The sequence below is a fragment of the Micromonospora sp. NPDC049559 genome (assembly GCF_040676675.1).
Taxonomy (GTDB): Bacteria; Actinomycetota; Actinomycetes; order Mycobacteriales; family Micromonosporaceae; genus JBFAPK01.
In genome coordinates this window covers 95,286-119,962 of record NZ_JBFAPK010000002.1, presented here as the reverse complement: position 1 = coordinate 119,962, position 24,677 = coordinate 95,286, and the positions used below count along the sequence as shown (strand labels likewise).

21 protein-coding genes and 3 pseudogenes are annotated in these 24,677 nt (G+C 74.6%); 13 read left to right on the top strand and 11 right to left on the bottom strand.

Translation table 11 applies throughout. The annotated features are described in order from the left end of the window. Positions 1-7: 7 nt before the first annotated feature. Entirely contained in the window at positions 8-1,342 is a 1,335-nt protein-coding gene (locus tag AB0J86_RS03645) for an amidohydrolase/deacetylase family metallohydrolase (protein WP_363851951.1), read from the bottom strand. After that, positions 1,332-2,726, bottom strand: coding sequence for a transcriptional regulator (locus tag AB0J86_RS03640; RefSeq protein ID WP_363851948.1), 1,395 nt, complete (start codon positions 2,724-2,726; stop codon positions 1,332-1,334). The genes AB0J86_RS03645 and AB0J86_RS03640 overlap by 11 nt, the downstream gene beginning before the upstream one ends. A gap of 115 nt (positions 2,727-2,841) precedes the next feature. Between AB0J86_RS03640 and AB0J86_RS03635 the strand changes: the two genes are divergently transcribed. From AB0J86_RS03635 to AB0J86_RS03615, 5 genes are all read left to right on the top strand, one after another. Further along, positions 2,842-4,104, top strand: a complete 1,263-nt coding sequence (locus AB0J86_RS03635) for an alanine racemase (RefSeq protein ID WP_363851945.1) — start codon at positions 2,842-2,844, stop codon at positions 4,102-4,104. A 255-nt stretch (positions 4,105-4,359) separates the two neighbouring features. Beyond that, positions 4,360-5,652 carry an extracellular solute-binding protein gene (locus AB0J86_RS03630; protein WP_363851942.1) on the top strand — a complete coding sequence of 431 codons (1,293 nt, stop codon included), beginning with the start codon at positions 4,360-4,362 and terminating at the stop codon, positions 5,650-5,652. Further along, entirely contained in the window at positions 5,649-6,593 is a 945-nt protein-coding gene (locus AB0J86_RS03625; protein WP_363851939.1) for a sugar ABC transporter permease, read from the top strand. The genes AB0J86_RS03630 and AB0J86_RS03625 overlap by 4 nt, the downstream gene beginning before the upstream one ends. Continuing rightward, positions 6,590-7,465 carry a carbohydrate ABC transporter permease gene (locus AB0J86_RS03620; RefSeq protein WP_363851936.1) on the top strand — a complete coding sequence of 292 codons (876 nt, stop codon included), beginning with the start codon at positions 6,590-6,592 and terminating at the stop codon, positions 7,463-7,465. Before AB0J86_RS03625 ends, AB0J86_RS03620 begins: the two co-directional genes overlap by 4 nt. Further along, positions 7,465-9,267, top strand: coding sequence for a beta-N-acetylhexosaminidase (locus AB0J86_RS03615; RefSeq protein WP_363851933.1), 1,803 nt, complete (start codon positions 7,465-7,467; stop codon positions 9,265-9,267). The genes AB0J86_RS03620 and AB0J86_RS03615 overlap by 1 nt, the downstream gene beginning before the upstream one ends. Here the strand turns inward: AB0J86_RS03615 and AB0J86_RS03610 are convergent. Further along, complete coding sequence (locus AB0J86_RS03610; RefSeq protein ID WP_363851930.1) at positions 9,230-9,592, bottom strand: YkvA family protein; 363 nt, start codon at positions 9,590-9,592, stop codon at positions 9,230-9,232. The two genes, AB0J86_RS03615 and AB0J86_RS03610, sit on opposite strands and share 38 nt — an antisense overlap. A 362-nt stretch (positions 9,593-9,954) precedes the next feature. On the opposite strand from AB0J86_RS03610, the gene AB0J86_RS03605 reads away from it, so the two are divergent. Both AB0J86_RS03605 and AB0J86_RS03600 read left to right on the top strand, forming a co-directional pair. Then, positions 9,955-11,175, top strand: a complete 1,221-nt coding sequence (locus AB0J86_RS03605; protein WP_363851927.1) for an FAD-dependent oxidoreductase — start codon at positions 9,955-9,957, stop codon at positions 11,173-11,175. Positions 11,176-11,192: 17 nt separating this feature from the next. Continuing rightward, entirely contained in the window at positions 11,193-12,146 is a 954-nt protein-coding gene (locus tag AB0J86_RS03600; protein WP_363851924.1) for a sigma-70 family RNA polymerase sigma factor, read from the top strand. A gap of 114 nt (positions 12,147-12,260) precedes the next feature. Here the strand turns inward: AB0J86_RS03600 and AB0J86_RS03595 are convergent, their stop codons facing one another. The 4 genes and pseudogenes from AB0J86_RS03595 to AB0J86_RS03580 form a co-directional block, all read right to left on the bottom strand. Continuing rightward, positions 12,261-13,337 (bottom strand): PIN domain-containing protein, encoded by a 1,077-nt coding sequence (locus AB0J86_RS03595; protein WP_363851921.1) that lies wholly within the window; start codon positions 13,335-13,337, stop codon positions 12,261-12,263. A gap of 74 nt (positions 13,338-13,411) precedes the next feature. Further along, a complete protein-coding gene (locus tag AB0J86_RS03590) occupies positions 13,412-15,220 on the bottom strand; it encodes a sulfatase (protein WP_363851918.1) in 1,809 nt (602 codons plus the stop codon). Positions 15,221-15,327: 107 nt separating this feature from the next. After that, positions 15,328-16,005, bottom strand: coding sequence for an HAD-IA family hydrolase (locus tag AB0J86_RS03585; protein ID WP_363851915.1), 678 nt, complete (start codon positions 16,003-16,005; stop codon positions 15,328-15,330). Between the two features lie 32 nt (positions 16,006-16,037). After that, positions 16,038-16,736 (bottom strand): annotated as a pseudogene (locus AB0J86_RS03580) (CDP-alcohol phosphatidyltransferase family protein); the annotation flags it as partial. A gap of 100 nt (positions 16,737-16,836) precedes the next feature. Between AB0J86_RS03580 and AB0J86_RS03575 the strand changes: the two are divergent. The 6 genes and pseudogenes from AB0J86_RS03575 (at position 16,837) to ribA (ending at position 22,117) form a co-directional block, all read left to right on the top strand. Then, positions 16,837-17,814, top strand: a complete 978-nt coding sequence (locus AB0J86_RS03575; RefSeq protein WP_363851912.1) for a zinc-binding alcohol dehydrogenase — start codon at positions 16,837-16,839, stop codon at positions 17,812-17,814. A gap of 3 nt (positions 17,815-17,817) precedes the next feature. Next, entirely contained in the window at positions 17,818-18,216 is a 399-nt protein-coding gene (locus AB0J86_RS03570) for a 6-carboxytetrahydropterin synthase (protein ID WP_363851909.1), read from the top strand. Positions 18,217-18,305: 89 nt separating this feature from the next. Beyond that, positions 18,306-19,322: pseudogene (locus AB0J86_RS03565) on the top strand (glycosyltransferase family 4 protein); the annotation flags it as partial. 212 nt (positions 19,323-19,534) lie between these two features. Further along, positions 19,535-20,404: a class I SAM-dependent methyltransferase gene (locus tag AB0J86_RS03560; RefSeq protein WP_363851906.1), complete on the top strand. Its 870-nt coding sequence runs from the start codon at positions 19,535-19,537 to the stop codon at positions 20,402-20,404. Positions 20,405-20,469: 65 nt separating this feature from the next. Continuing rightward, a pseudogene (locus tag AB0J86_RS03555) lies at positions 20,470-21,414 on the top strand (lysylphosphatidylglycerol synthase transmembrane domain-containing protein); the annotation flags it as partial. A gap of 49 nt (positions 21,415-21,463) precedes the next feature. Beyond that, a complete protein-coding gene (ribA, locus tag AB0J86_RS03550; RefSeq protein ID WP_363851904.1) occupies positions 21,464-22,117 on the top strand; it encodes a GTP cyclohydrolase II in 654 nt (217 codons plus the stop codon). A 7-nt stretch (positions 22,118-22,124) separates the two neighbouring features. On the opposite strand, the gene AB0J86_RS03545 is transcribed toward ribA, so the two are convergent. From AB0J86_RS03545 to AB0J86_RS03530, 4 genes are all read right to left on the bottom strand, one after another. Further along, entirely contained in the window at positions 22,125-22,574 is a 450-nt protein-coding gene (locus AB0J86_RS03545) for a deaminase (protein WP_363851901.1), read from the bottom strand. Next, positions 22,571-23,260, bottom strand: coding sequence for a dihydrofolate reductase family protein (locus tag AB0J86_RS03540; protein ID WP_363851898.1), 690 nt, complete (start codon positions 23,258-23,260; stop codon positions 22,571-22,573). Before AB0J86_RS03540 ends, AB0J86_RS03545 begins: the two co-directional genes overlap by 4 nt. A 209-nt stretch (positions 23,261-23,469) precedes the next feature. Then, positions 23,470-23,976, bottom strand: a complete 507-nt coding sequence (locus tag AB0J86_RS03535) for a hypothetical protein (RefSeq protein ID WP_363851896.1) — start codon at positions 23,974-23,976, stop codon at positions 23,470-23,472. Beyond that, positions 23,976-24,641, bottom strand: a complete 666-nt coding sequence (locus tag AB0J86_RS03530; RefSeq protein WP_363851894.1) for a hypothetical protein — start codon at positions 24,639-24,641, stop codon at positions 23,976-23,978. Before AB0J86_RS03530 ends, AB0J86_RS03535 begins: the two co-directional genes overlap by 1 nt. Between the last annotated feature and the right edge of the window lie 36 nt (positions 24,642-24,677).

Here is a 24,677-nt window from a genome sequence, read left to right as displayed (position 1 = left end):
TGCTCGGTCAACCTTCCTCGGAAACGGGATCGGCAACCGGCTCGCGGACGGCCGCGGCCGGGTCGAGGGGAACGGCAGCCTGCTGGCGCGGGAACTGCTCGGCCAGCCCCTCCGGGCCGACGAGCGGGGCCGTGAGCAGCGCCCGTACCGTGCCGGCGCGCCGCTGCAACGCCTGCCGCTGCGCGGCGGTGAGCGGGATCCACGGTCGCGGCGGCTCGGGCAGGCGGGGCGGCAGCAGCCGGCCGGCGACGTAGGTGGCGTCGTTGACCAGCCGCCGGGGCGCGTACCGCCGCTGCCGGTGCGCGTCGACCAGCTCGAACGGGCCGTCCTCGACGGTGAAGACGGCGAGGTCGGCCGGGGCGCCCGGGGTGAGCGTGCCGATCCCGTCGGGCAGCCGGAGTGCCCGCGCGGGCCGTACCGTCGCCGCCGCGACCACCTCGTCCAGCGTCAGCCCGACGGCGAGCAGCTTCGCCATCGTGGTGGGCAGGTCGAAGGCGGGCCCGTAGAGGCAGCGGGCGTGCAGGTCCGACGAGACGCTGTACGGGGTGAGCCCGGCCGCGAGCTGCGCCTCCAGCACGTCGAAGGCGAAGCCGCCGGAGCCGTGTCCGATGTCGAGGAGGACCCCGGCCGCGTGCGCCTCGCGCAGGGCCGGGCTGACCGGTCCGCCCCCGTCCGCCGCGGCGGCGATCGCGCTGGCGCAGTGGGTGACGATGTCGCCGGGCCGCAGCAGCGCCAGCACGTCGGCGAGCCGCGGCGGCGTGGTACCGATGTGCACCATCACCGGCAGGCCGCAGGCGGCGGCCACCTCGACGCCCCGGCGCAGCGGCTCGGTACCGTGCCGGCCGACGGTCTCCCGGTCGACGCGTACCTTGATGCCGGCGACCAGGTCCCGGTTGTCGGCGACGGTCGCGACGGCGAGGTCGACGTCGCAGTTCTCCAGGTCGCGGCTCTCGCCGGTGCGCCCGGTCAGCCCCACCGCCGAGATGTTGAGCAGGACCGGTACCCGGACCCGGAAGTCCCGGATCGCGCGCCGGAACGCCTCGATCGAGTACGCCCCGGCGGAGCCGGCGTCGACCCAGGTGGTGACCCCGGAGTACCACGCGACCGGGTCGGGGTGGATGCCCCAGTAGGTGGCCCCGGCGTAGACGTGCGTGTGCAGGTCGACCAGTCCGGGGGTGAGCAGCTTGCCGCGCAGGTCGACGACGTGCCGGGCGTCCCGGTGGGGCAGGTCCGCCCCGACGGCCGCGATCCGTCCGCCCCGCACCGCCACGTCGTACCGGCCGGATCGGCCGCCGCCCGGGTCGAGCACCCGCGCGCCGGTCAGCAGCAGGTCATCCGTCACGGCGTCCGCCGTCGACAGGCCCGTCGCCGTCGCGCCCACCGTCCCCGCCCGCCGCGTCCCCGGGCCCGGCGGGAGCGGTCGCGCCGGCGGCGAGCGCCGCGCCGATGCCGAGCCGGTAGAGGCGGCTGGGTCGGCCCTTGCGGTTGACCTGGGCGCTGCCCTCCGGGATGACCAGGCCCGACTCGCTGAGCTTGCGGATCAGCCGGCGCCCGCTCGGGTCGGTGATGCCGAGCGAGCCGGCGAGGTCGCTGGGGGAGACGGCCTGCCCGTCGAGGCCGCGTTCGACGGCGGCGAGGCGGGAGAGGGTGGCGGGGCTGAGCCCGACCCGCTCGGCCAGCCGCTCGATGCCGGCGCCGTGCGCCCGGTAGGTGAAGTGCAGCGGGTGGCCCGCCGGGCCCATCGGCCCGATCATCACCCCGCTCTCCTCGATCAGGTACGCGCCGGGGGAGTCGTCCTGCTCCGCCCGGTTCGCGGCCCGTTCGGCCAGGGCCACGCAGGTACGGGCCGACGGGCCGACGCCGAAGCCGGCGACCACCCGTACGCCGAGGGTGTCCTGGGCCTGGGCGAGCACGGGCAGGCTCACCCAGTTGTGGGTGACCGCCTCGAACAGGGCCTGGTGGGCGAAGACGATGACGCCGCGCCGGCCCCGGTCCTCGATCCAGCCGTCGGCGTACTCGGGGGTGTTGAGCAGCATGTTCATCAGCCCGATCCGGGCCCGGTCCAGGTTCGCCGACCGTTCCGGCTTGGCGATGAGGAAGACCCCGGCGGCGAACCGGCGCTCGCTGGCCCGTTTGGACTGGCTCCGCAGCGCGAGTTCGTGCAGCTCCGCGCGGATGGTGCCGAGCCCGGCGAGACCGCTGAGCACCGGCACCGCGCCGGCGAACGCGGCGACGACCCCGGTGCGTACGCTGATCACGTACCGGCCGCCGAAGCGGTCGAGGAAGCGGCGGTGGAACTCCACGATCTCGGCGACGGGCTGGTCCGGGTCGAAGGGGAGGCAGGCGATGCGCTCGCGGTCGAGGTCGAGCGCGGCGGCGACCTCGTCGACCGTCTCCTGGTCGAAGGTGTCGATGCTGACGGGCGTGGCCGGCCAGCCGCGGGCCAGCGCCCGGCACCAGGCCAGGGCGAGGTCGAGGCCGGCCGAGCGGGTCACGGTGACCGGCAGGTCGGGCGGGAGCAGGTCCCGGCAGCGGGCGTACGGGACCGGTCCGAGCAACAGCCCGTCGAGTCGCTGGCGGTCGAGCAGGCCGGCGGTGCGGGCCCGGATCTCGTCCTCCGCCTCGTAGTCGACCCATTCGAGGCGTACCCCGGTGAGGGTTCGGGCGGCCTCCTGGAAGAGGCGGTGGTGGCTGCGGTGTACGACCAGTCCGATCACCAGCGTCACCGGTCGTCGCCGCCCCTCAAATACGATCTGGTTCGTAAGTGGCTCGTAGAGCCCGCTCCAGAGTGCGTCTTCGGGCCCTGATGGTCAAGCACGAGTTCACGAGGGAGAGTGCGGCATGTTCACGAGGGAGAGGGCGGGCATGCGACCGGACGAGTACGTCGACTGGCGGAGCAAGGGCTTCTGGTGGCCGGAGGGGACGGTGGACGGGGCCACCCTCGCGGCCGGCGGGCACCATCTCTTCGACGGCACCTTCACCTGGCCGGTGCTGACCGCCCGGGGCACGGCGATCACGCGGAACATCCGTACCCTGGCGGAGTTCTGCCGGCGGCACGGGCTGGAGTTCGCGCCGCACGGCAAGACCACGATGGCGCCGACGCTGCTCGACGCGCAGCTGCGCGCCGGCGCCTGGGCGATCACCGTGGCCACCGCGAACCAGGCGCTGGTCTGCCGCCGGCTGGGCATTCCCCGGGTGCTGCTCGCCAACCAGCTGCTCGACCCGACCGCGCTGCGCTGGCTCGCCGGGGAGGCCGAGCGGGGCTTCGAGCTGCTCCTCCAGGTCGACTCGGTGGCCGGGGCGCGGGCCGCCGCCGACGCGCTCGCCGCGGCCGGCGGCACCCGCCCGCTGCGGGTCCTCGTCGAACTCGGCTTCCCCGGCGGCCGTACCGGTTGCCGCGACACCGCCGCGCTGGTCGAGGTGGCCCGGGCGGTGGCCGCAGCCGAGCGGATCGAGCTGGCCGGCGTCACCGGGTACGAGGGCGGGCTGCCCGGGGTCGACGAGGTAGAGGGCTACCTCGACGGCTTCGTGGCGGCCACCCGCGAGCTCTCCGCCGAGGGGCTGCTCCCCGCCGAGGTGCTGGTCTCGGCCGGGGGCAGCGCCTACTTCGACGTGGTCGCGCGGCGACTGGCCGGGCAGTGGCTGCCCGGCCACACCCTGCGGACCGTGCTGCGCAGCGGGGCGTACGTCACCCACGACGAGGGCTTCTACCGTGAGCACACGCCGTTCCGGCGGATCCCCGGCGAGGGCTCGCTCGACGCCGCGCTGGAGCTGTGGGCGCAGGTGCTGTCCACTCCGGAGCCGGGGCTGGCCATCGCCGGGCTGGGCAAGCGCGACGTGTCGTACGACGAGGGGCTGCCGGTGCCGCTGCGGTTGCGCCGCGCCGACGGTACGACGGTGCCGGCCGGCGGGCTGCGGGTGACCCGCCTCAACGACCACCACGCCTACCTCGCCGTACCGCCGGACGCCCCCGACGCGCCCGGGCCGGGCGACCTGGTCTGCTTCGGCATCTCGCACCCCTGCACCGCCTTCGACAAGTGGCGGGCGATACCGGTGCTGGCCGACGACGACACCGTCAGCGACGTGCTCCATCTCTACTTCTGACCGGGCCGGGCGTGGATTCTGACGGGGCCGGGTGTGGGCGGTCGCCGTCGGTGACGAGGGCGCGTCCCGGACGATCGCACGGCACGAAAATCGACGCAAGCCTTGACGAGCCGCGAACCAGCGCCCCACGCTAAGACCCGTCCGTTCCTACGAACCACTTCCGAACCTAGCCCGTATCGCGGCGCGGTCACCCCCCGAGACCTCCCGCCCGCCGAGCCGGCGGACCGCCGGGCCTGACCCCCTCCGGAGACCCCCATGAACGCTCGACTGGCGGCCTTCCTCGCCGCGCTGACCGCGACCGGGCTCCTGGTCACCGGCTGCGCCCCCTCGGTCTCGTCCAACTCCGACGGTGCCGACGAGAAGTCCGGCACGCTGCGGGTCTGGCTCTTCGACGAGCCGAACCGGGCGCCCAAGGAGCAGGTCGTGAACGAGGCGGTCGCCGAGTTCACCGCGGCGCACCCGGGCGTGACCGTCGACGTCGGATACATCCCGGTCGCCACCCGGGCGGAAAAGTTCAAGGGCGCCTTCAACGACCCGGCCAGCGCGCCGGACGTCGTCGAGTACGGCAACACGGACCTGCCGGAGTACGTCGCCGCGGGCGGGCTCGCCGAGATCGGCAGCGACGTGGCGGCCTGGTCGGAGGGGGCGGACATCTCCTCGGACCTGCGGGCCAGCGCCACCATCGACGGCAAGCTCTACGGCGTCCCCTGGTACGTCGGCATCCGCGCCCTCTACTACCGCACCGACGTCTTCACCGAGCTGGGCCTGGCGCCGCCGACCTCCCGGGATCAGCTCGTCGCCGCCGCCCGGCGCATCCGCGCGGCGAAGCCGGAGATGTTCGGGCTCGCCGTCGGCGGCAAATACACGTACGCGGCCATGCCGTTCCTCTGGGACGCCGGCGGGGACCTCGCCGTCAAGCAGGGGAGTGGCTACGTACCGGCGATCAACTCGGCGGCGTCGCGGGCCGGTGTGGAGGCGTACACCGACCTGATCGCGCCGGACAACTGCCCGCCGCAGCAGTGCGCCGACCTCACCGGCGGCAAGACCGTCGAGCTGTTCGCCAGCGGCAAGGCCGGCATGGGCATCCTCGGCAACTTCAACCGCGGCGCCGTCGAGGCCGGCGCGGTCAAGGGCAGGTACGCGGTCGTGCCGCTGCCCGGCGCGAAGGCCGGCACGATCGCCCCCGCCTTCGCGGGTGGCAACAACCTCGGCATCATGCGCAACACCAAGCGCCGGACCCTCGCGGTCGACTTCCTGCGGCTGCTCGGCGGCAAGAAGTACCAGCAGAAGATGTACGCGGCGATGGGGAACCTGCCCGGCCTGACCTCGGCGCGTACGGAGCTGGCGGCGAGCGAACCGTTCCTCAAGCCGTTCTTCGACACCATGGCGGCGGGCACCCGGTTCGTTCCGCTCGACCCGGGCTGGGGCAAGATCGACGCGCAGGCGGTCATCCCGACGATGCTCGAAAAGATCGTCACCGGTAAGGCCAGCGTGGACCAGGCGACCGACGAGGCCGCCGCGGCGATGCAGACCGCGTTCCGGCGATGACCACCGCCGTACCGGCGCTGGGGGAGACGGGGACCGGCCCGGCCCGGTCCCCGTCTCCCCGGGTACGGCCCGGTCGCCGTACGCCGTTCTGGCTGCTGCTGCCGGCGGTGCTGGTACTGGTGCCGCTCTTCGCGTACCCGATCTACCAGCTCGGCCTGATCTCGGTACTCGACTTCCGGCAGGCCCAGGTCAGCGGCGGCCAACCGACCCGCTTCGTCGGGTTCGACAACTACGCCGCCCTGCTGCACGACGGTCGGTTCTGGTCGGTGCTGCTCGCGACCGTCGGCTTCGCCGCCGCCTGCGTGCTGGCCACGCTCGCCGTCGGCGCGGCGTTCGCGGTCCTGCTCACCCGGGTCGGTCGCTGGCCCCGGCTCGCGCTCTCGCTCGCGGCGATGGCGGCGTGGGCCGCCCCGGCGGTGACCGGGTCGACGGTGTGGATGTTCCTCTTCGACGCCAACCTCGGGCTGGTCAACCAGGTGCTCGGCCTGGACGGGTTCAACTGGACCTACGGCCGGTACACCACGTTCGCGCTGGTCGGGGCCGCGGTGGTCTGGCACTCGTTCCCGTTCGTCATGATCACGCTGTACGCCGGCATCGCCGCGATCCCGGACGGGGTCCTGGAGGCCGCCGAGCTGGACGGGGCGAGCGGCTGGCAGTCGTTCCGGCGGGTCGTGGTGCCGATGCTGCGCCCGCTGATCACCATCGTGGTCATCCAGTCGATCATCTGGGACTTCAAGATCTTCACCCAGATCTACGTCATGACCGGCGGGGGCGGCATCGCCGGACAGAACCTCACCCTCAACGTGTACGCCTACCAGCAGGCCTTCGCGGCCTCCGAGTACGGCCTCGGCTCGGCGATCGGGGTGGTCATGATGGTGATCCTGCTCGCCGTCACCCTGCTCTACCTGCGGGTCCTGCGGCGCGGCGGTGAGCCGCTGTGACCGCCACCCAGGCACGCCGCACCCGGCGGCGGGTACCGGCCCGGCGGCGGGTCGCCGACGCGGTGGCGGTCGTCGCCGCCGTGCTCGTCGTCTTTCCGATCTATTGGATGGCGCTCTCGGCGGTGAAGCCCGCCAGTGAGATCCAGTCGCTGGCGCAGCGGCCGTGGACCCTCGCCCCGACCCTCGACAACTTCCGCCGCGTGCTCGGAGCCGAGCACTTCGGCCGGTACTTCCTCAACAGCCTGCTCGTCGCGGTGCTCGTCGTGCTCCTCTCCGGGCTCGTCGCCTTCCTCGCGGCGGTGGCGCTGACCCGGTTCCGCTTCCGGTTCCGCACCACGATCCTGGTGCTCTTCCTGGTCGCCCAGATGGTGCCGGTCGAGGCGCTGACCATCCCGCTCTTCTTCCTGATCCGCGATTTCGGCGCGGCGGTGCCGGGGATCGGGCTCAACACGCTCGGCTCGCTCGTGCTGGTGCACCTGGCCTTCTCGCTGCCGCTGGCGATCTGGATGCTGCGCGGCTTTGTCGCCGCGATACCGGAGGAGATCGAGGAGGCGGCGCGGCTCGACGGGGCGAGCCGGTTCACCATCCTGTGGCGCATCCTCTTCCCACTGGTGGCGCCGGGGCTCGCCGCCACCAGCGTCTTCTCCTTCATCACCGCCTGGAACGACTTCCTCTTCGCGCGGACCTTCATCATCAGCGCCACCGACAACCAGACCCTGCCGATGGCGCTGCTGGTCTTCTTCCAGCCCGACGAGAACGACTGGGGCGGCATCATGGCCGCCTCGGTGCTGATGACCGTACCGGTGCTGGTGCTCTTCGTCGCGGTCCAGCGCCGGCTGGTCGCCGGTCTCGGCGGGGCGGTGAAGGAGTAGTGGCGGCGTACGCGACGACGGGCGGACACGGCGACGGCGTGGCGGGGCTGCCGTCGGTGCTGCCCCGCCCCCGCTCCGTCGCGCCGGGCACCGGCGCGTTCCGGCTCGGCCCCGACACCACGCTCGCCGCGCCCCCGGCCCTGGCGGAGGTGGCCGGTTGGCTGCGCGCCGCGCTGACCCCGGCGACCGGTCTCCCGCTCCCGCCGCCACCGGCGTCGCCCCTGCCCGCGCCGGCGGCGGCGTCCCTCCCACCAGCGGCGGCGGTCCTGTCTCACCCGCCGGTGGCGGCGTCCTCGACGAGGTCGGCGCCGCCGCACGAGCCGGGCGGCGGGCCCGGAGCCGGCGGCATCGCGCTCGCGCTCGACCCGGCGCTGCCGCCCGAGGCGTACCGGCTGCGGGTGACGCCCGAGCGCGTGGAGATCGACGCGGCCGGTCCGGCCGGCGCCTTCTACGGCGCGCAGACGCTGCGGCAACTGCTGCCGCCGGCCGCGTACCGCCGGGCCCGCGTCGGCGACGGCCCGTGGGAGCTGCCGGCGGTCGAGATCGTCGACGCGCCCCGCTTCGCCTGGCGCGGCTGCCTGCTCGACGTGGCCCGGCACTTCCTGCCCAAGGCCGACGTGCTGCGCTTCGTCGACCTGCTCGCCCTGCACAAGCTCAACGTGCTGCAACTGCACCTCACCGACGACCAGGGCTGGCGGCTGGAGAGCGCGCGGTACCCGCGGCTGACCGAGGTCGGCGCCGGGCGTACCGAGAGCATGCGCGGGTCGCGCCAGCACGGGACGTACGACGGCCGGCCGCACGGCGGCTACTACACCGCCGACGACATCCGGGAGATCGTCGCGTACGCCGCCGAGCGGCAGGTCACCGTCGTACCCGAGATCGACCTGCCGGGGCACACCCAGGCCGCCATCGCCGCCTACCCCTGGCTCGGCAACGGCGACGCGCCGGTGCCGGTCCGCACGGGCTGGGGGATCTCCTCGCACGTGCTCAACGTCTCCGACGAGGCGCTGGCGTTCTGCCGCGACATCCTCGACGAGGTCTGCGACCTCTTCCCCGGCCGGTACGTCGGCATCGGCGGCGACGAGTGCCGCAAGGACGAGTGGCGGGCCAGCCCGGCGGCGCGGGCGCGGATGCGCGAGCTGGGCCTGGCCGACGAGGAGGCGCTGCAAAGCTGGTTCGTCGGCCAGCTCGGCGCGCACCTGGCCAGCCGGGGCCGGCAGGTCTACGGCTGGGACGAGATCATGGAGGGCGGCGCGCCGCCCGGCGCCACGGTGGCCGCCTGGCGCGGTACGGCCCCGGCGGTGCTGGCGGCCCGGGCCGGGCACGACGTCGTGGCCTGCCCCGACATGTGGACCTACCTCGACTACCGCCAGTCCGACCGGGACGACGAACCGGTCCCGGTCGGCACGGTGCTCACCCTCGCCGACGTCTACGCCTTCGAGCCGGTACCGGCCGGGCTCACCGCCGCGCAGGCCGAACGGGTGATCGGCGCGCAGTGCAACGTCTGGACCGAGCACATGGACTCGGTACGCGCCGTCGACTACATGGTCTTTCCCCGGCTCTGCGCCTTCGCCGAGACGGTGTGGTGCGACGCCGGGCGCGACTACCCGGGCTTCCGGGCCCGGCTCGACGCGCACCTGCCCCGGCTGGCGGCGCTCGGCGTCGAGTATCGCCGCGAGTCCGGGCCGCTGCCCTGGCAGACCCGGCCCGACGCGCGCGGCTGGCCCCGTACGGCCGAGGAACGTCGCGCCCAGCTCGCCGCGCTCACCGCGAACCTGCGCCCCGACCCGGCGGCGTCGTAGCCGCCGCCCGCCGCTCCTCGATCGGGGCGTGCGGCGCCCGGCGGCCGATCACGCCGTGCTTACGGGCCAGGTGGCCGAGGTAGCCGATCGCGCCGACGAGGATGCCGATGTCGTCGAGGTAGACCGGGTCGGGGAGCAGGTCGGCGGGGGAGACGCTGTAGATCAGCGCGGCCCAGAACGCCACCTTGCCGGAGACGGGCATCGCGCTGGAGCGCAGCAGCGTGCGCATCCGCAGCAGCCGGACCAGGAAGAAGACCGCGACCGCGAGCGTGGCGACGACGACCAGCCCGAGCAGGACCAGCAGCACCACGTTCCGAGTCTCCATCGGTTTCCTCCCGCTCACCGGCGTCCCGCCCGTACGGTCACGCCGGAGCCGTCCGTGTCGTCTCCCATTACCCACGGCGCGACCGCGGTACGCCGTACATGTTCCGGCACCGCGGGCCGATCCGTGCGCGCGACACCGTGATGATCGGCGAGTCGCCGCGCGACCGCGGCGCGGCCCGACGATCGAATACCCCCGGCCGCGCCGGACGAGTTCGCGGCCCGTGGTCGGCCCCCACCGACACCGAGCGGTCCCGGCATCATCCACCGGCGCGCTGCGACCCACGTCACACGCGGTTCCTGTCAGCAATCGAGGCGCCGTCCCGCTCAACTCACGAAGAGCATGCGTACCGAGAGGAGCGACCCATGAAGCACCGCATCGTCGTCCTTGGCGCCGGCTATGCCGGGGTCCACGCCGCCGGGAACCTGGCCCGCCGGCTGTCCCCGGCGGACACCGAGATCACCGTGGTCAACGCCGAGCCGGACTTCGTCCAGCGGATGCGGCTGCACCAGCTCGCGGCCGGCCACGAGATCGAGGCTCCGAAGCTCGCGGACATCTTCGCGGGCACGGGGATGCGGCTGCGCCTGGCCCGGGTCACCGCCGTCGACCCCGAGCGCCAGGTCGTCGCCGTGGCGGACGCGGCCGGCGGCGGTGAGCTCGGCTACGACACGCTCGTGTACGCGCTCGGCAGCCACGTCGCCGACCACGGCGTCCCCGGCGCGGCCGAGTACGCCTTCGACGTCGCCGCCCGCCGCTCGGCGCTGCGGCTGCGCGGGCGCCTGGACGCCCTGGGCGGACGGGGCGGAGGCGGGCGGGTGCTGGTCGTCGGTGACGGGTTGACCGGCATCGAGACCGCCACCGAGATCGCCGAATCCCGGCCCGACCTGTCGGTGACGCTGGTCGCCCGCCGCGAGTTGGGCGCCCAACTCTCCGCCGGAGCCCGCGGCCACCTGCGCCGGGCCTGCGACCGGCTGGGCGTCACCGTCCGGGAGCACACCAGCGTCGAAGCCGTCGAAGCGACAGGGGTGCGCTGCGCCGACGGCACCGCGCTGGCGTCCGACGCGACCGTGTGGACCGCAGGGTTCGCGGTCGGCCCCGTCGCCGCCGCCGGCGGTCTGGAGGTCACCGGCAACGGTCGGATCGTCGTCGACCGCACCATGCGGTCGGTCTCGCACCCGAACGTCTATGCCGCTGGCGACAGCGCCTACGCCATCGGCGACAGCGGCCGGCCGCTGCCGATGTCCTGCGCGTCGGCCGGCTACACCAGCAGCCAGGCGATCGAAGCGATCGTCGGACGCCTGACCGGCCGCAAGATCCCACACACCAAGCTGGTCTACCTGGGCAACCACATCAGCCTGGGACGGCGGGACGCGATCCTGCAGGCGGTCGACGACGAAGCACGGGCAAAGCCGACGTACCTGGGCGGCCGGAATGCCGCGCGGGTCAAGGCGGGTATCCTCAAGGGCTCGCTGTGGGCCAGCTCGCACCCGACCTTCGGCCTGCCCAAGCGCAGGCGCCGGCTGGTCGGCGCGCCGGATGCGTCCGGTGGGAACGCGGTCGCGTTCGCCGGCAAGGCGCTCGCGTAGCCGACCAGGGGGTCCGCGTGGACAGCACCGCCACCGATCGCTTCGACACCGGTCGGTTCGAGGCCAGCCGGAACCGGCTGGCCTCGCTGGCGTACCGGCTGCTGGGCTCCGCCGCCGACGCCGAAGACGCCGTGCAGGATGCGTTCCTGCACTGGCAGGCCGCCGACCGGCAGCGGATCAAGGTGCCGGAAGCCTGGCTGACAAAGGTCGTCACCAACCTGTGCCTCGACCGGCTCCGCTCGGCCCACGCCCGCCGCGAGCGTACCGTCGGCGCCTGGCTGCCCGAACCGCTCCTCGACGGCGACCCGATGCTCGGCCCGGCCGACACCGCCGAGCAGCGCGAATCGGTCTCCCTGGCCGTGCTCACGCTCATGGAACGCCTGTCGCCCGTCGAGCGGGCCGTCTACGTCCTGCGCGAGGCGTTCTCCTACGGCCACGCCGAGATCGCCGAGATCCTCGACATCACCGAGTCCGCGAGTCAGCAGCACCTGCACCGGGCCCGGCGCCGCGTCACCGCCGCGCGCCCCGGCGGCGGCGAGGTCGACCTCGCCACCGCCCGCAGGATCGTCGAGGAATTCCTCGCCGCCGCCGTCTCGGGCCGCACCGAACGACTGGTGTCGCTGCTCACCGACGACGCGACCGCGATCTCCGACAGCGCCGGCCGGACCGAGACGCTGATGCGGTACGACACCGCGCAGCGCATCGCCGCCGTCGCCCGGGCCGGCCTCAAACCCACACCCGCGAAGCGGCGGCTTGCCGGCGGCACGCCCGCCGTGCACTACGCGCTCGTCAACGGTGCCCCCGCCATCCTCTTCGTGCTCGGCGACCGGGTCGCCGGCGCCGTGACGTTCGACCTCGCCAACGGCAGGATCGCGACCGTGCGCGGCATCGCCGCCCCCACCCGCCTCGTCCGCCTCACCGAGGCGTGGCGGCGGCACGAACCGGACGCGCCGCTCATCAGCCAGTGGTGACCCGACGCCGGCGTGGCCAGCCGTGCCCTCATCAGCCGGTGGTGACCCGACGCCGGGGCGCCAGGCGCGGCACCGACCGGTGCGGGTGCCGGAACGCGCGGAAACCGGGTGCGGTCAGGCGGGCCGCGCGGTGAGCAGGTAGTCGTCGGCCTCGGGGCTCCAGCGCAGCTGGACGGCGCCGCCGGTGGCCGCCGCCTTGCAGAACTGGAGGAAGCTGCGGTACCCGAGCTTCTTCTCGCTGAAGTCGGGCCGCGCCCGCCGCAACTGGGTCTTCAGCCCGGAGAGCGCCACCGCGCCGTCGTCGCCGGCCAGGTCCTGCACGACGGAGTGGAGCAGCCCGAACGCCACCTCCCGGTCGCCGTGCTCCGGCAGCGACACCCCGGGATCGCCCTTGGCGGGCCCCTCGGCCAGCTCGATCACATTCTGCTCGGCGAGGTGGCGCAGGAGTTCCCCGAAGGCGCGGAAGCCGTAGTCGGACTCGCTGAAGGTCGGATCCTTGCGCAGCAGCGTCCGCTTCAGCGTGGAGGCGCTCACCTCGCCACTGGAACTGCCCTGGAGACCGGCCACGGTCTGGGCCACGAGGACGGCGAGCGAGTCGTCGTCGCGTACCGGCTCCTCGACTGCGGGCTGGGGCTCCGGCTCCTGCTCCAGCTGCTGCGGTTCCGGTTCCACCGGCCGGGCCGGGCGGGTACGCCGGGTCCGCGTCGACGGGACGTCCACCCCTTCGAGCCGGTCGTAGTAGAGGAACTCGTCGCAGGCGGGCGGGAGCAGCGCCGAGGTGGACTTCTCGACGCCGACCCCGATGACCCGCTTGTTGAGTTCGCGGAGCTTGTGGACCAGCGGGGTGAAGTCGCTGTCGCCGGTACAGATCACGAAGGTCGAGATGTACGCGCGCTCGAACGCCAGCTCCACGGCGTCGACCGCCATCTTGATGTCGGCGGCGTTCTTCCGCGAGGCGCCCAGGCGCTGCGGGATCTCGATGAGCTCGACGTGCGAGCGGGTGAGCATCCGCCGGTCCTCGTCGAAGAACGACCAGTCGGCGTACGCCCGGCGCACCACCACGCGCCCCCGCTCGGCGAGGGCGTCGGCGACCGGGCGCAGGTTGAACGCCAGACCGCCGAGATGGTCCCGCGCCCCCAGCGCGAGGTTCTCGTAGTCGAGGAACAGGGCGATGCGGTCCTCTTGATCCACCTGGTCAGCCTACGCGCACCACCGGGCCAAGCTCCGCAACCGGCCACCGGAGGGCGGCCGGCGCGCCCCGATGGTCACTGGAAGGCGGTCAGGAACCGGTCCCGGAAGGTGTCCATCCGCCAGACCGGCGCCTGTGGGCCGGGCCGCAGGCCGTCCTGCCAGCCCCAGCCGGCGACGCGCTCCAGCACCTTCGGGTCGCGGGCGACGATCGTGATCGGTACGTCCCGGCCGGCCCCCTCGCCGGTCACCACCGGGGCGGGCTGGTGGTCGCCGAGGAAGACGAGGACGAGCCGGTCGTCGCCGTACCGCTCCACGTAGGAGATCAGGCTCTCCAGCGAGTACTCGATGGAGCGCCCGTACTCGGTGCGGATCCGGGCCGGGTCGCGCCAGACGTCGTCCGGCGACGCGCCCTGCCTCGCGATCGGCCCGAAGACCGTACCGTCGCCCAGCTCGTCCCAGCCGACCATCCGCGGGATCGGGGCCCACGGGCTGTGGCTCGACACGAGCGGGATCTCGGCCATCAGCGGGCGCCGGTCCGGCTTCGCCCGTTCCAGCCGCTGGAAGGCCGAGAGCGTGTACTGGTCGGGCATCGGGGCGAAGCTGAACTTGGGGCCGCGGTAGCCGAGGTCGTTCACGCCGTAGATCTGGTCGTTCTGGTAGAAGGCGCCCTCCGGCCACGGTCCGACGAGGGCCGGCATCACGGTCACCGTACGCCAGCCGGCGCGCCGGAACGCCCCGTTGAGGGTCAGCCGGTCGCTGGCCATCAGGTTGTTGTCCCGCTGCTGGTTGTCGATCCAGAGGCCGGACAGGAGGGTGGCGTGCGCCAGCCAGCTGCCGCCGCCGGCGGTCGACGAGGTGAGGAAGCCGCTGCGGGCGCCGAAGCCGGCCGCGGCCAGGCGGCGGGTGCCCTCGTCGAGCACCGCGTTCACCCCCGGTGCGATCTGCGGGTCCTCGACCGCGACGCGCCCGTAGCTCTCCACGAACGACACGACGACGTCCTTGCCGCGCAGGGCGGTGAGCAGCCGGTCGCCGGGGACGTCGGCGAACGCGTCGACGGCGGCCTGGGCGGCGAACGCCTTCTGGTCGCGTACCCCCTCCCGGACCTGGCGCGTACGGTCGTAGGCGAGGCCGGCGGCGCTGGACGCGGCGACCGGCTCGCCCGGCACGAGCTGCGCGCCCAGCAGCGCGCAGACGACCCAGGCCGCCGCGAGCACCCCGAGGCCGCGGGCCGTGGCGCGGCGGTGCCGCACGGCGACCCGGGTCAGGCGCAGCACCGACAGCGCCATCAGCGCCAGCAGCGCGCAGACCGCCAGCACCAGCACCACCGCCGCGACGGCCGCGCCGGCCCGCCCGACCGAGTCGGTGAGGACGCGGTACGCGTCGTCCAGGAGCACCCAGTCGAGCACCAGGTTGAACGGCCGGTCGAGCGCCTCGAAGAAGCCGAGGTCCAGCAGCTTCACGACGGTCAGCAGCCCGAGCGCCACGCCGATGAGCACGGCCGCCACCCGCCGGCCCCGGGGCGGGAGGAGGAGCACCAGCGCGGCCGCGACCAGGCCCTCGACCGGGATGCGGACGAACGCCGCGGGCGTGAGCCGGCCGAGCCGCTCCGGGGCGACGAGGACGAGCAGTACGAGCAGGAACGCGCCGCCCGTCGTCACCGCAGCCAGCACCCGCCGACGCCGCGACCGGCCCGGGCCCGGCGCGTCGGCGGCGGCCTCGCCGGGTGCGGCGGGTGCGGCGGCGGACCCGGCGGTTGCCTCGACGGAGGCGGCCTCGACGGAGGCGGCCTCGACGGCGGACCCGGCGGGCGCCTCGGCCGGGGCCGGGTCCTCGATCGGGGCCGCGTCCTCGGTGGCGGGACGCGGACCGGTGGAAGATGACATGCCGAACCCCTTACACGATGTCTGGTGATCTCCCGGGCGCACGGGCGCCCCACTCGGCCGGGCACCCCACCGGATCGGGGGCCCCACCGGGTCGGGCGTGCCGCCCGCTATCCGGCGCCGACCAGCGACAGGACGTGCCCCAACCCGCGCGGACCGGTCCGCGCGGGCCGGGGCAGCAGGAAGACGTGCATTCCGGCGCCGACCGCGCCGGCGTCGGTGAGCGCGTTGTCGCCGACCATGAGGGCCCGCTCCGGCCGTACCCCCAGCTGGTCGCAGGCGGCCAGGAACACCTTGGGCGCCGGCTTGCAGACGCCGTACTCGTACGACATCACCACGCACTCCAGGTACGGCGAGAGGTCCAACCGGTCCAGGGCGGGGCGCAGGTCGAACCCGGTGTCGCTGACCACCCCGATCCGCAGGCCGCGCTCGCGCAGGGCCGCCAGCGTCGGCCGGGTGTCCGGGAACGCCTCCCAGGACTCGGCGGCCACGGTCAGCGCGTACAGCCGCTCGCTCAGCCCGGCGGCCAGCCGCTCGCACCCGGCCGACTCGTACAGCGCGGTCCAGACCTCGCGGTGCCGTACGCTCGACAGGTCCCGGCCCTTGGCCAGCTCCTCGGCGGTACCGCTGGTGTCGACCACCCGCCGCCAGACCCGGGCCACCTCGTCGGAGTCCAGCGGATCGACGCCGAGCGCCACCGCGGCCCGGTGCAGCAGCGTCTCCCCACTGCCGCGGAGCCGGATCAGCGTGTCACCCGCGTCGAAGAGCACGGCGTCGAAGTGGTTCACGCGCGGACCTCCCTCAGGCGGCGCGCCGCCACGACCGGGCGCACCGGGCGGTGCCGCCAGAGCCACCACACGTCCCGGCCGAACGACTCGACCAGCAGCGCGAAGGCGGCGGCCAGCGCCGCGAGCGTGACCACCCGGGGCAGCAGGTCCGCCGCCGCCGACACCAGCGCGACACCCTGCGTGGCCGCGACCACCTTGCGCCAGTAGCGCGGCGGCAGCGTACCCCGCATCCACGGCAGCAGCCAGATCCCCAGCACGAAGGCGTACCGCATCCCGCCGATCGCCAGCACCCACGGCCCCGCCGCCGGCGCGACGTACGCGCTGAGCACCAGCAGCAGGATCGCGTCGGCCTCCATGTCGAACCGGGCGCCGAGCGCCGTGACCGTGCCGGTGCGCCGGGCCACCCGGCCGTCGACCGCGTCGAGCAGCAGCGCCACGACGGTGAGGCCGACCAGCAGGGCCACCGGCACCGGCCGGGTGAACGAGTCGACCGCGAGCGCCGTCACCCCGCCGACGAGCGTCGCCCGGGTCAGCGTGACCCGGTCGGCGGGGCTCATCCGCGCCGCGCCCGCCCGGCGCAGCCCCCGGTGGAGCAGGCCGCTGAGGACGACCCCGTACGCCAGGCCCGCCAGCGCGCCCGCGACGCCCAGGCCGACCGTCCCGGCGAGACACGCGAGCAGGACGACCTGCGCGATCAGCCCGATCACCGGACCGTTTTGAACCCTGCGCACCGTGCCTCCGTGTCTATCGTGTGTACGACCTTGCTAGGACAACACGGAATTTGCCGGCGTTCGGTTCGACGGATCTGCCGGAAAGGACGAGGGGGAGCCGGTGACCCGCCAGGCGCACGCCTACTGGCTACGCTCACCCGGCCGGGGCGAGATCCGGGCCGTGGCGGTACCCGACCCGGGGCCCGGCGAGGTCGAGGTGCGTACCCTCTACTCCGGCGTCAGCCGGGGCACCGAGACGCTCGTGTACCGCGGCGGTGTCCCCGTCGACCAGTACGCCACCATGCGCGCCCCGTTCCAGGAGGGCGACTTCCCCGCCCCCGTCAAGTACGGCTACCTCAACGTGGGCGTCGTCGAGCGCGGCCCGGCCGAGTTGCTGGGGCGTACCGTCTTCTGCCTCTACCCGCACCAGACCGCGTACGTGGTCCCGGCCGCCGCGGTGACCCCGGTGCCCGACGGCGTCCCGCCCGCGCGGGCGGTGCTCGCCGGCACCGTCGAGACGGCCGTGAACGCCCTCTGGGACGCCGCGCCGATGATCGGCGACCGGATCGCGGTGGTGGGCGCCGGCATGGTCGGCTGCTCGGTCGCCGCCCTGCTCGCCCGCTTTCCCGGGGTCCGGCTCCAACTGGTCGACGCCGATCCCGCCCGGGCCGAGGTCGCCGCCGCCCTGGGCGTCGAGTTCGCCGCGCCGGAGCGGGCCACCGGCGGTTGTGATCTCGTGTTGCACGCCAGCGCCACCTCCGCGGGGCTGCAGCGGTCGCTGGAACTGCTCGCCCCGGAGGGCACGGTCGTCGACCTGAGCTGGTACGGCGACCGGCCGGTGAACCTGTCGCTGGGCGGGGCGTTCCACTCCGGCCGGCTCACCATCCGCAGCAGCCAGGTCGGCACCGTCTCGCCGGCCCGGTCGAGCCGAACCTACGCCGACCGGCTGGCGCTCGCCCTGGACCTGCTCCGGGAGCCCGCCTTCGACGCCCTGATCACCGGGAGGTCCCGCTTCGACGAACTGCCCGACGTCTTCGACCGACTGGCCGCGGGCAGCCTGCCCGCGCTCTGCCATCTCGTCACCTATGCCGGAGAGTGATCCTTGTTCAGCATTACCGTCCGTGACCACATCATGATCGCCCACAGCTTCCAGGGCGAGGTCTTCGGACCCGCGCAGCGGCTGCACGGAGCGACGTTCGTCGTCGACGCGACGTTCCGCCGGCCCGAACTCGACGCCGACAACATCGTGGTCGACATCGGGCTCGCCAGCCAGGAGCTGAAGGCCGTGCTCGCGGACCTCAACTACCGCAATCTCGACGACGAGGAGGAACTCGCCGGCATCAACACCTCGACCGAGGCGCTCGCCCAGATCATCGCCGACCGGCTCGCCGACCGGGTGCACGCCGGCGCGCTCGGCGAGGGGGCGCGCGGGCTGACCGGGATCGCGGTGACCCTGCACGAGTCGCACATCGCGTGGGCCAGCTACGAGCGGACCCTGTGACCCCGGTCGAACCGGGGCGAGCAGATCCCGCGCGGCGGGCCGACCGGGCACACCCGGCCGGCCCGCCGGCCACCGCGCCGCCCGGCCCGCTGCACGTCGTCCTGCCCAACGACATCGACGACCCGGCCACCCCGAGCGGCGGCAACGGCTACGACCGCCGCATCTGCCACGGTCTCGCCGAGGCCGGCTGGACGGTACGCGAACACGCCGTACCCGGCGGCTGGCCCACGCCCGACCCCGCCGAACGGGCCGGGCTCGCCCGGCTCCTCGCGGGCCTGCCGGACGACGCGCTCGTCCTGCTCGACGGCCTGATCGCCTCGGCGGTACCGGAGGTGCTGGCGCCGCAGGCCGGCCGGCTGCGCCTGGTCGTCCTCGTGCACCTGCCCTTCGGCGACGAGTCCGTGCCGGCCCGCGCGGCCGAGGCCGAGGCGCTGGCGGCGGCGAGCGCCGTGCTCACCACCAGCCGGTGGAGCCGGCGGCGGCTGCTCGAGCTGTACCCGCTGGCCCCCGAACGGGTGCACGCCGCCCCGCCCGGGGTCGAACCGGCGCCGCTGGCGCCCGGCTCCGCCGCCGGGTCGGCGCTGCTCTGCGTCGCGGCGGTCACCCCGCACAAGGGACACGACCTGCTGGCGCGCGCCCTGGCGACCGTGGCCGAGCTGCCCTGGACCTGCCTCTGCGTCGGCGCGCTGACCCGGGATGCCGACTTCGTCCGACTGCTCCGGCAGGAGATCGACGGGTACGGCCTCACCGACCGGGTCAGCCTCGTCGGCCCGCGTACCGGAGCCTCGCTCGACGCCGCGTACGCCGCCGCCGACCTCCTCGTGCTCGCCTCGCGCGGCGAGACGTACGGCATGGTGGTCACCGAGGCGCTGGCGCGCGGCATCCCCGTGCTGGCCACGGCGACCAAGGGGCTGCCGGAGGCGCTGGGGCGGGCGCCGGACGGCGACCTGCCCGGCCTGCTGGTGGCGCCCGACGACCCGGCCGCGTTCGCCGGGGCGCTGCGGCGCTGGCTGGCCGACGCCGACCTGCGCGAGCGGCTGCGCCGCGCCGCCCGGGCCCGGCGCGAGACCCTGACCGGCTGGGCCGTCACCACCGCACTCGTCGCCGACGTCCTCGCCAACCTCCCGGCCGCCAGCGACCGCCCAGCGGGCAGCGCGCGCCCAGCGAGCAGCACGCGTGCGGCGGCGAGTGACCGTGCGGCGGGCAGCGGCGCGGCGGGCGGCGACTCCGCGCGAGCAGGTGAGCGTTCAGCCGCCGGCGGTCTCCCGGCGGCGGCGCGGCCCGGCACGACCAGGCACGAGATCGGCGGGAGGCCGGCATGACCGTCACACGGACCGACGCGCTCCCCTTCGCGGACTGGCTCGCCCTCCGGGAGGCCGCCGACGCCGTGGCCCGCTCGGCGGAGCTGCTGGAACCGGTCCGCCGCCGGCTCGCGGGCAACTCCGCCGGGCGGGCCGGCCCGGCCGCCGGTTCCGCGGCGCCCCTGGTCGTGCACGACCTCGGCAGCGGCACCGGCTCCATGGGGCGCTGGCTGGCGCCGCGACTGCCCGGCCCGCAGCACTGGATCATGTACGACCGCGACCCCGAGCTGCTCGAACAGGCGGCGGCCCGGATGGTCTCCGCCGCCGCCGACGGCGCGCCCGTCACCGTCGAGACCCGACGCCGCGACATCACCCGGCTCACCGCCGACGACCTGCGCGGCGCCGCCCTGGTCACCGCCTCCGCCCTGCTCGACATGCTCACCGCCGAGGAGATCGAGCGGATGGTGGCGACGTGCGCCGCCGCCGGCCGCCCGACCTGGCTGACCCTCTCGGTGGTCGGCCGGGTGGAGCTCACCCCGGCCGACCCGCTCGACTCGGAGATCGCCGACGCCTTCAACGCCCACCAGCGGCGGCGCACCGCCGACGGGCGCCGGCTGCTCGGCCCGGACGCCGCCGACGCCGCCGTGGCGGCGTTCGGCCGGCACGGCGTCGAGGTCCGCGTCCGGTCCAGCCCGTGGCGGCTCGGGCCGGACCAGGCCGCGCTGAGCGCCGAGTGGTTCGCCGGCTGGCTGGACGCGGCCCGCGAGCAGCGGCCCGAGCTGACCGGCCGGGTGACCGCGTACGCGCGCCGCCGCCGGGCAGAGGCGGCGGAGGGCCGGCTCGGCGTCGTGGTCCACCACCACGACCTGCTGGCCAACTGTGAATGAACCCTTGGCCGCCCCGGTCCGTATAGGCAGAAAGATTCACTTCCGGGGAGGTCGATGTGCGCGGGATGACGGCGGTACGCCCGAGATGGCGTACCGCGAAACCGGCGGCCCGGCCGCTCTGGCCCTGGGTACGCACGCTCGGCGGGATCGGCCTGCTCGCCGCCCTGCTCTGGTGGGTCGGCACCGGCCCGGTCCTGGACGGCGTGCGCCTCATCGACGGCCCGGCCGTCGCGGCGGCCCTCGGCATCGGCCTGCTCACCACCGTCTGCTGCGCCTGGCGCTGGCGCCTGATCGCCGTCGGGCTCGGTGTGGCGCTGCCGTTCGGCGCCGCGGTCGCGCACTGCTACCGCGCCGTCTTTCTCAACGCCACCCTCCCCGGCGGCATGGTCGGTGACGTGGACCGGGCGGTGCGCCACGGCCGCGACGCCGGCGACCTCGGCCGGGGCGTACGCGCCGTCTTCTGGGAACGCACCGCCGGGCAGGTCGTCCAGGTCGCCATGTCGGTGGTGATCCTGGCGGCCTTTCCGTCGCCGGTGCGGGCGTACCTGCCGGTCGTGGCCGCGGTGGTCGTGACGGGCGGGCTCGGCGCCGTACTGCTGGCCCGGGCCCTGCCCCGGGGCGGCTCCTCGCGGTGGGCGCGGGCGTTGCGCGCCGCCGCATCCGACGTCCGCGACGGCCCGCTCGCCCGGCGCCGGTGGCTCGGCGTCGCGCTGGCCTCCGCCGTCGTGGTCGCCGGCCACCTGGCGACCTTCGTGGTCGCCGCCCGGACCGCCGGCGCCACCGCGCCGCTGTCCCGGCTGGTACCACTGACCCTGCTGGCGCTGCTGGCGATGGCGCTGCCGCTGAACGTCGGCGGGTTCGGACCGCGCGAGGGCGTGGCCGCCTGGGCGTTCGGCGCCGCCGGCCTCACCGCGGCCGAGGGCGTCGCCACCGGCGTGGTGTACGGCGCGCTCGTGCTCGTGTCGAGCCTGCCCGGCGCGGTGGTACTGATCGTCCGACGGCTACCGGCCACCCGCCGGCACGCCGCCGAACCTCCCCGCCCCTCGACGAAGGAGAAGGATGTCCCGAGCACTGCCGGTCGCGACGGTACGGACGCAGGTCACGGTACCGCTGCGCTTCCCCGACGGGTACGCCACCACGGCACGCGTGTACTCCTTCCACGGACTGGTGGACGGGCGGGAGCATCTCGCGTTCGGCCTCGGCGACCGGACGAGATCGCGCGACCGGCAGGGGGACGGTGAGGCCACGCCACTGGTACGCCCGCACAGCGAGTGCCTGACCGGCGACGTCTTCGGCAGCCAGCGGTGCGACTGCGGCCCGCAGCTGCGCGAGGCGGTCGAACGGATCGCCGAGGCCGGCGGCTACCTGCTCTACCTGCGCCAGGAGGGCCGGGGCATCGGCCTGTACGCCAAGCTCGACGCGTACGCCTTGCAGGACCGGGGACTCGACACGTACCAGGCGAACGTGGCGCTCGGCCACGGCGAGGACGAGCGGGACTACACGGTGGCCGCCCAGATGCTCGCCACCCTGGGCGTGGACCGGATCGCGCTGCTCAGCAACAACCCGGAAAAGGCCGAGCAGCTCGGCCGGCTCGGCGTGACGGTCACCGAGACGGTACCGACCGGGGTGTTCCGCTCGTCGGCGAACGCCGGCTATCTCGCGGCGAAGGCCCGGCGCGCGGCCCGTACCCCCGACCTGCCGCTCGCCGGCTGACGGCGCATCACCGGTGGGGGAGGAGCAGGTGCCCGTTGACCTCGCGGACCGCGTCGGCCAGCTCGGGTAGCTCGACCACCTCGACCCCGGCCTCGCGGAGCAGCTCCACGCCGTGGCAGTCGGCGAGCAGCGGCGGTTCGCGCAGCGCGAAGACGACCCGCCGGATGCCGGCGGCGAGAATCAGCTGGGTGCAGGTACGCGGGCGGGACCGGCGGGTGCTGCACGGCTCCATCGAGGTGTAGATGGTGGCCCGGGAGAGGTCGACGTCGGCGAGCTTGGCCAGCGCCGTCTCCTCGGCGTGCACCCGCCCGTCGGTCTCCCGGGAGTACCCGGTGGCCAGCTGCGAACCGTCGTGGTCCACCACGATCGCGCCGACGGCGTACGCGGAGGTGACCGGCGGGCTCTGCTCGGAGAGCTTGACCGCGGTCTGTAGCCAGTGCCGGTCGACTTCGATCATGTCGGGCACCGGTCGGAGAGCGCGTACCGCACCAGCACCACGTCGCCGAGCTGGCGTACCTCGGCGACCCGGGCCCGGCGTTCCGGGTGCCACGGGTACCGGCCGTCGTGGGCGAACCGGGGTGCGCGGCAGTCGCCGACGAAGAAGGGGGCGATCACCAGCTGCAGCTCGTCGGCGAGCCCGGCGGTGAGGAACTGGGTGTGCATGGTCCCGCCGCCCTCGACCATCAGCCGGCGTACGCCCCGCGCGGCCAGGTCGGCGAGCATCCGGGTGGGGGAGACCGGCTCGCCGCCGTCGACCACGGTGGCCACGCCGCCGAGGCGGTCCCGGGATTTATCCACCACGGACGTGGCGCAGTAGACGATCTTTTCGGTCGTGCCGGTCGCGAAGAACCGGGCGGCCGGGTCGAGGTCGCCGCTGCCCAACACGGTGACCTTGGTCGGGGAGTCGGGTAGGCCGTGCGCCACCCGTTCCTTCCGCCGGTCCGCCGAGCGGACCAGCAGCCGGGGGTTGTCCAGCCGTACGGTGTTGGCCCCGACCAGGATCGCGTCGCACTCGGCGCGGAGCGCGTCGACCCGGTCGAAGTCCTCGTCGTTGGAGAGCAGCAGCCGCTGGTCGCTGGCGTCGTCGAGGTAGCCGTCGATCGACGTGGCGCAGCTCAGCAGCACGTACGGCCGGTCACTCACTGGCTCGGCCCCCCGCTCCGCTCCGCGCGAACGCGTCCGCGCCTTCCGCCGGCCGCTGAGGTACGCCGGGACCGTGATCGGATCGGCGTGGGACTGGCCGTTGTTCCGGCGACCACCCTACAGCCGGGGGAATCCGCACGTCAGCGGGTGTGAGCCGGGTCGCGGCCCCGGGGTCGGGGCGGCGGGTATACGGGGGGCCGCTGACAGCCTCACAGGTACGCGATGAGGCGGCCGGCCACCAGCACGGCCGTCCAGAGCAGCAGCGAGGCGACGGCGTGCCCCGCGACGACCCGGCTCGGTCGGGTGGTGGACGGCTCGACGGCGCGGTCCGGTCGGCTCGCGGCCCGTGCGGCGGCCCGGCCGGCGCCGGTGTGGAAAAGCGCGACGTTCAGGCCGGCCGCGGCCAGGAGCAGCAGCTTCACCGTGACCGCCGGGTTGTCGAGGTAGTCGCGCGCGGACAGGGCGAAGAGCGCGAGCCCGGTCACGGCGGCCAGCCCGAAGCCGGCCCGCGCCGCCGGCAGCAGGGTCTGTCGCGCCACCGGCAGCGGCAGGCCCGGGAAGGCCCCGAGCAGCCGCAGGTCGAACAGGGCGGCCCCGCCGAGCAGCAGCGAGATCCCGAGCAGGTGGGCGCACTCCAGTGCCGGATAGCTCCAGGGCAGGTCGCGCAGCGCGGCCACGGGCGCGCTCTCCTCCAACCAGCGGGCGAGGTCGTGCATCAGTCGGAGCGTCCGGCACGGCGACGTACCAGGACGACGAGCACCGCGATGGCCGCGAGCACACCCGCGCCGACGAGCGTGACCCTCGCCAGGCCGGTTCCCGAGGGCGTGTCCGGCTCGGCCACGGACTCGCCCGGCTCGGTACGGGCCGGCTCGGCGCGCCCGTCGCCACCGGGTAGCCGTACCGAACGTTGGGACACCGATTCGCCGCCGGGCAAGATGATCAGCTCCGGTCGGAGTTCCCGGTCGCCCGTCCGGCTGCGGTACCCGACGACACCCCAGTCGTCACCCGCCCGGACCGACTCGCGCCGCAGGCCGAACCGGCTCTCCTGCGTGCCCGCCGGCGCCAGCTCCAGCCGCCACCGGCCGGCATGGTCGTCGGGCACGGTGGCCCTGGGTACCGTCTCCGCGCCGCCGACGCCGGCGAGCAGCTCGGGCAGCCGGCGCTGGGCCAGGTCGGCCGGGCGGGTGGCGCCGGCCGGTACGTCGACCTCGACCTCCAGGTGCGGATCCCGCCATGTCACGTCAGTGACCCGGCCGGCGAGATACAGCGGCTGTTCCGTCCGGTAGGCGCCCCAGCCGTGGTGGGCGCGTACCGGACTGGCCGCACCCGCGATGACCGCGAGCACCGTCGCGGCGACGACGCCGACGTTGACGACTCCCATGGCATCGAGGCTAGGGAGCCCGCTCTGATAAGGCTA

Excerpts from the sequence above, each read along its gene's own strand:
- AB0J86_RS03635 (WP_363851945.1), top strand. The coding sequence starts at position 2,842 with ATGTTCACGAGGGAGAGGGCGGGCATGCGACCGGACGAGTACGTCGAC.
- AB0J86_RS03560 (WP_363851906.1), top strand. The coding sequence starts at position 19,535 with ATGACCGTCACACGGACCGACGCGCTCCCCTTCGCGGACTGGCTCGCC.
- AB0J86_RS03535 (WP_363851896.1), bottom strand. The coding sequence starts at position 23,976 with ATGCACGACCTCGCCCGCTGGTTGGAGGAGAGCGCGCCCGTGGCCGCG.
- ribA (WP_363851904.1), top strand. The coding sequence starts at position 21,464 with ATGTCCCGAGCACTGCCGGTCGCGACGGTACGGACGCAGGTCACGGTA.
- AB0J86_RS03530 (WP_363851894.1), bottom strand. The coding sequence starts at position 24,641 with ATGGGAGTCGTCAACGTCGGCGTCGTCGCCGCGACGGTGCTCGCGGTC.
- AB0J86_RS03545 (WP_363851901.1), bottom strand. The coding sequence starts at position 22,574 with ATGATCGAAGTCGACCGGCACTGGCTACAGACCGCGGTCAAGCTCTCC.
- AB0J86_RS03625 (WP_363851939.1), top strand. The coding sequence starts at position 5,649 with ATGACCACCGCCGTACCGGCGCTGGGGGAGACGGGGACCGGCCCGGCC.
- AB0J86_RS03630 (WP_363851942.1), top strand. The coding sequence starts at position 4,360 with ATGAACGCTCGACTGGCGGCCTTCCTCGCCGCGCTGACCGCGACCGGG.
- AB0J86_RS03605 (WP_363851927.1), top strand. The coding sequence starts at position 9,955 with ATGAAGCACCGCATCGTCGTCCTTGGCGCCGGCTATGCCGGGGTCCAC.
- AB0J86_RS03590 (WP_363851918.1), bottom strand. The coding sequence starts at position 15,220 with ATGTCATCTTCCACCGGTCCGCGTCCCGCCACCGAGGACGCGGCCCCG.
- AB0J86_RS03610 (WP_363851930.1), bottom strand. The coding sequence starts at position 9,592 with ATGGAGACTCGGAACGTGGTGCTGCTGGTCCTGCTCGGGCTGGTCGTC.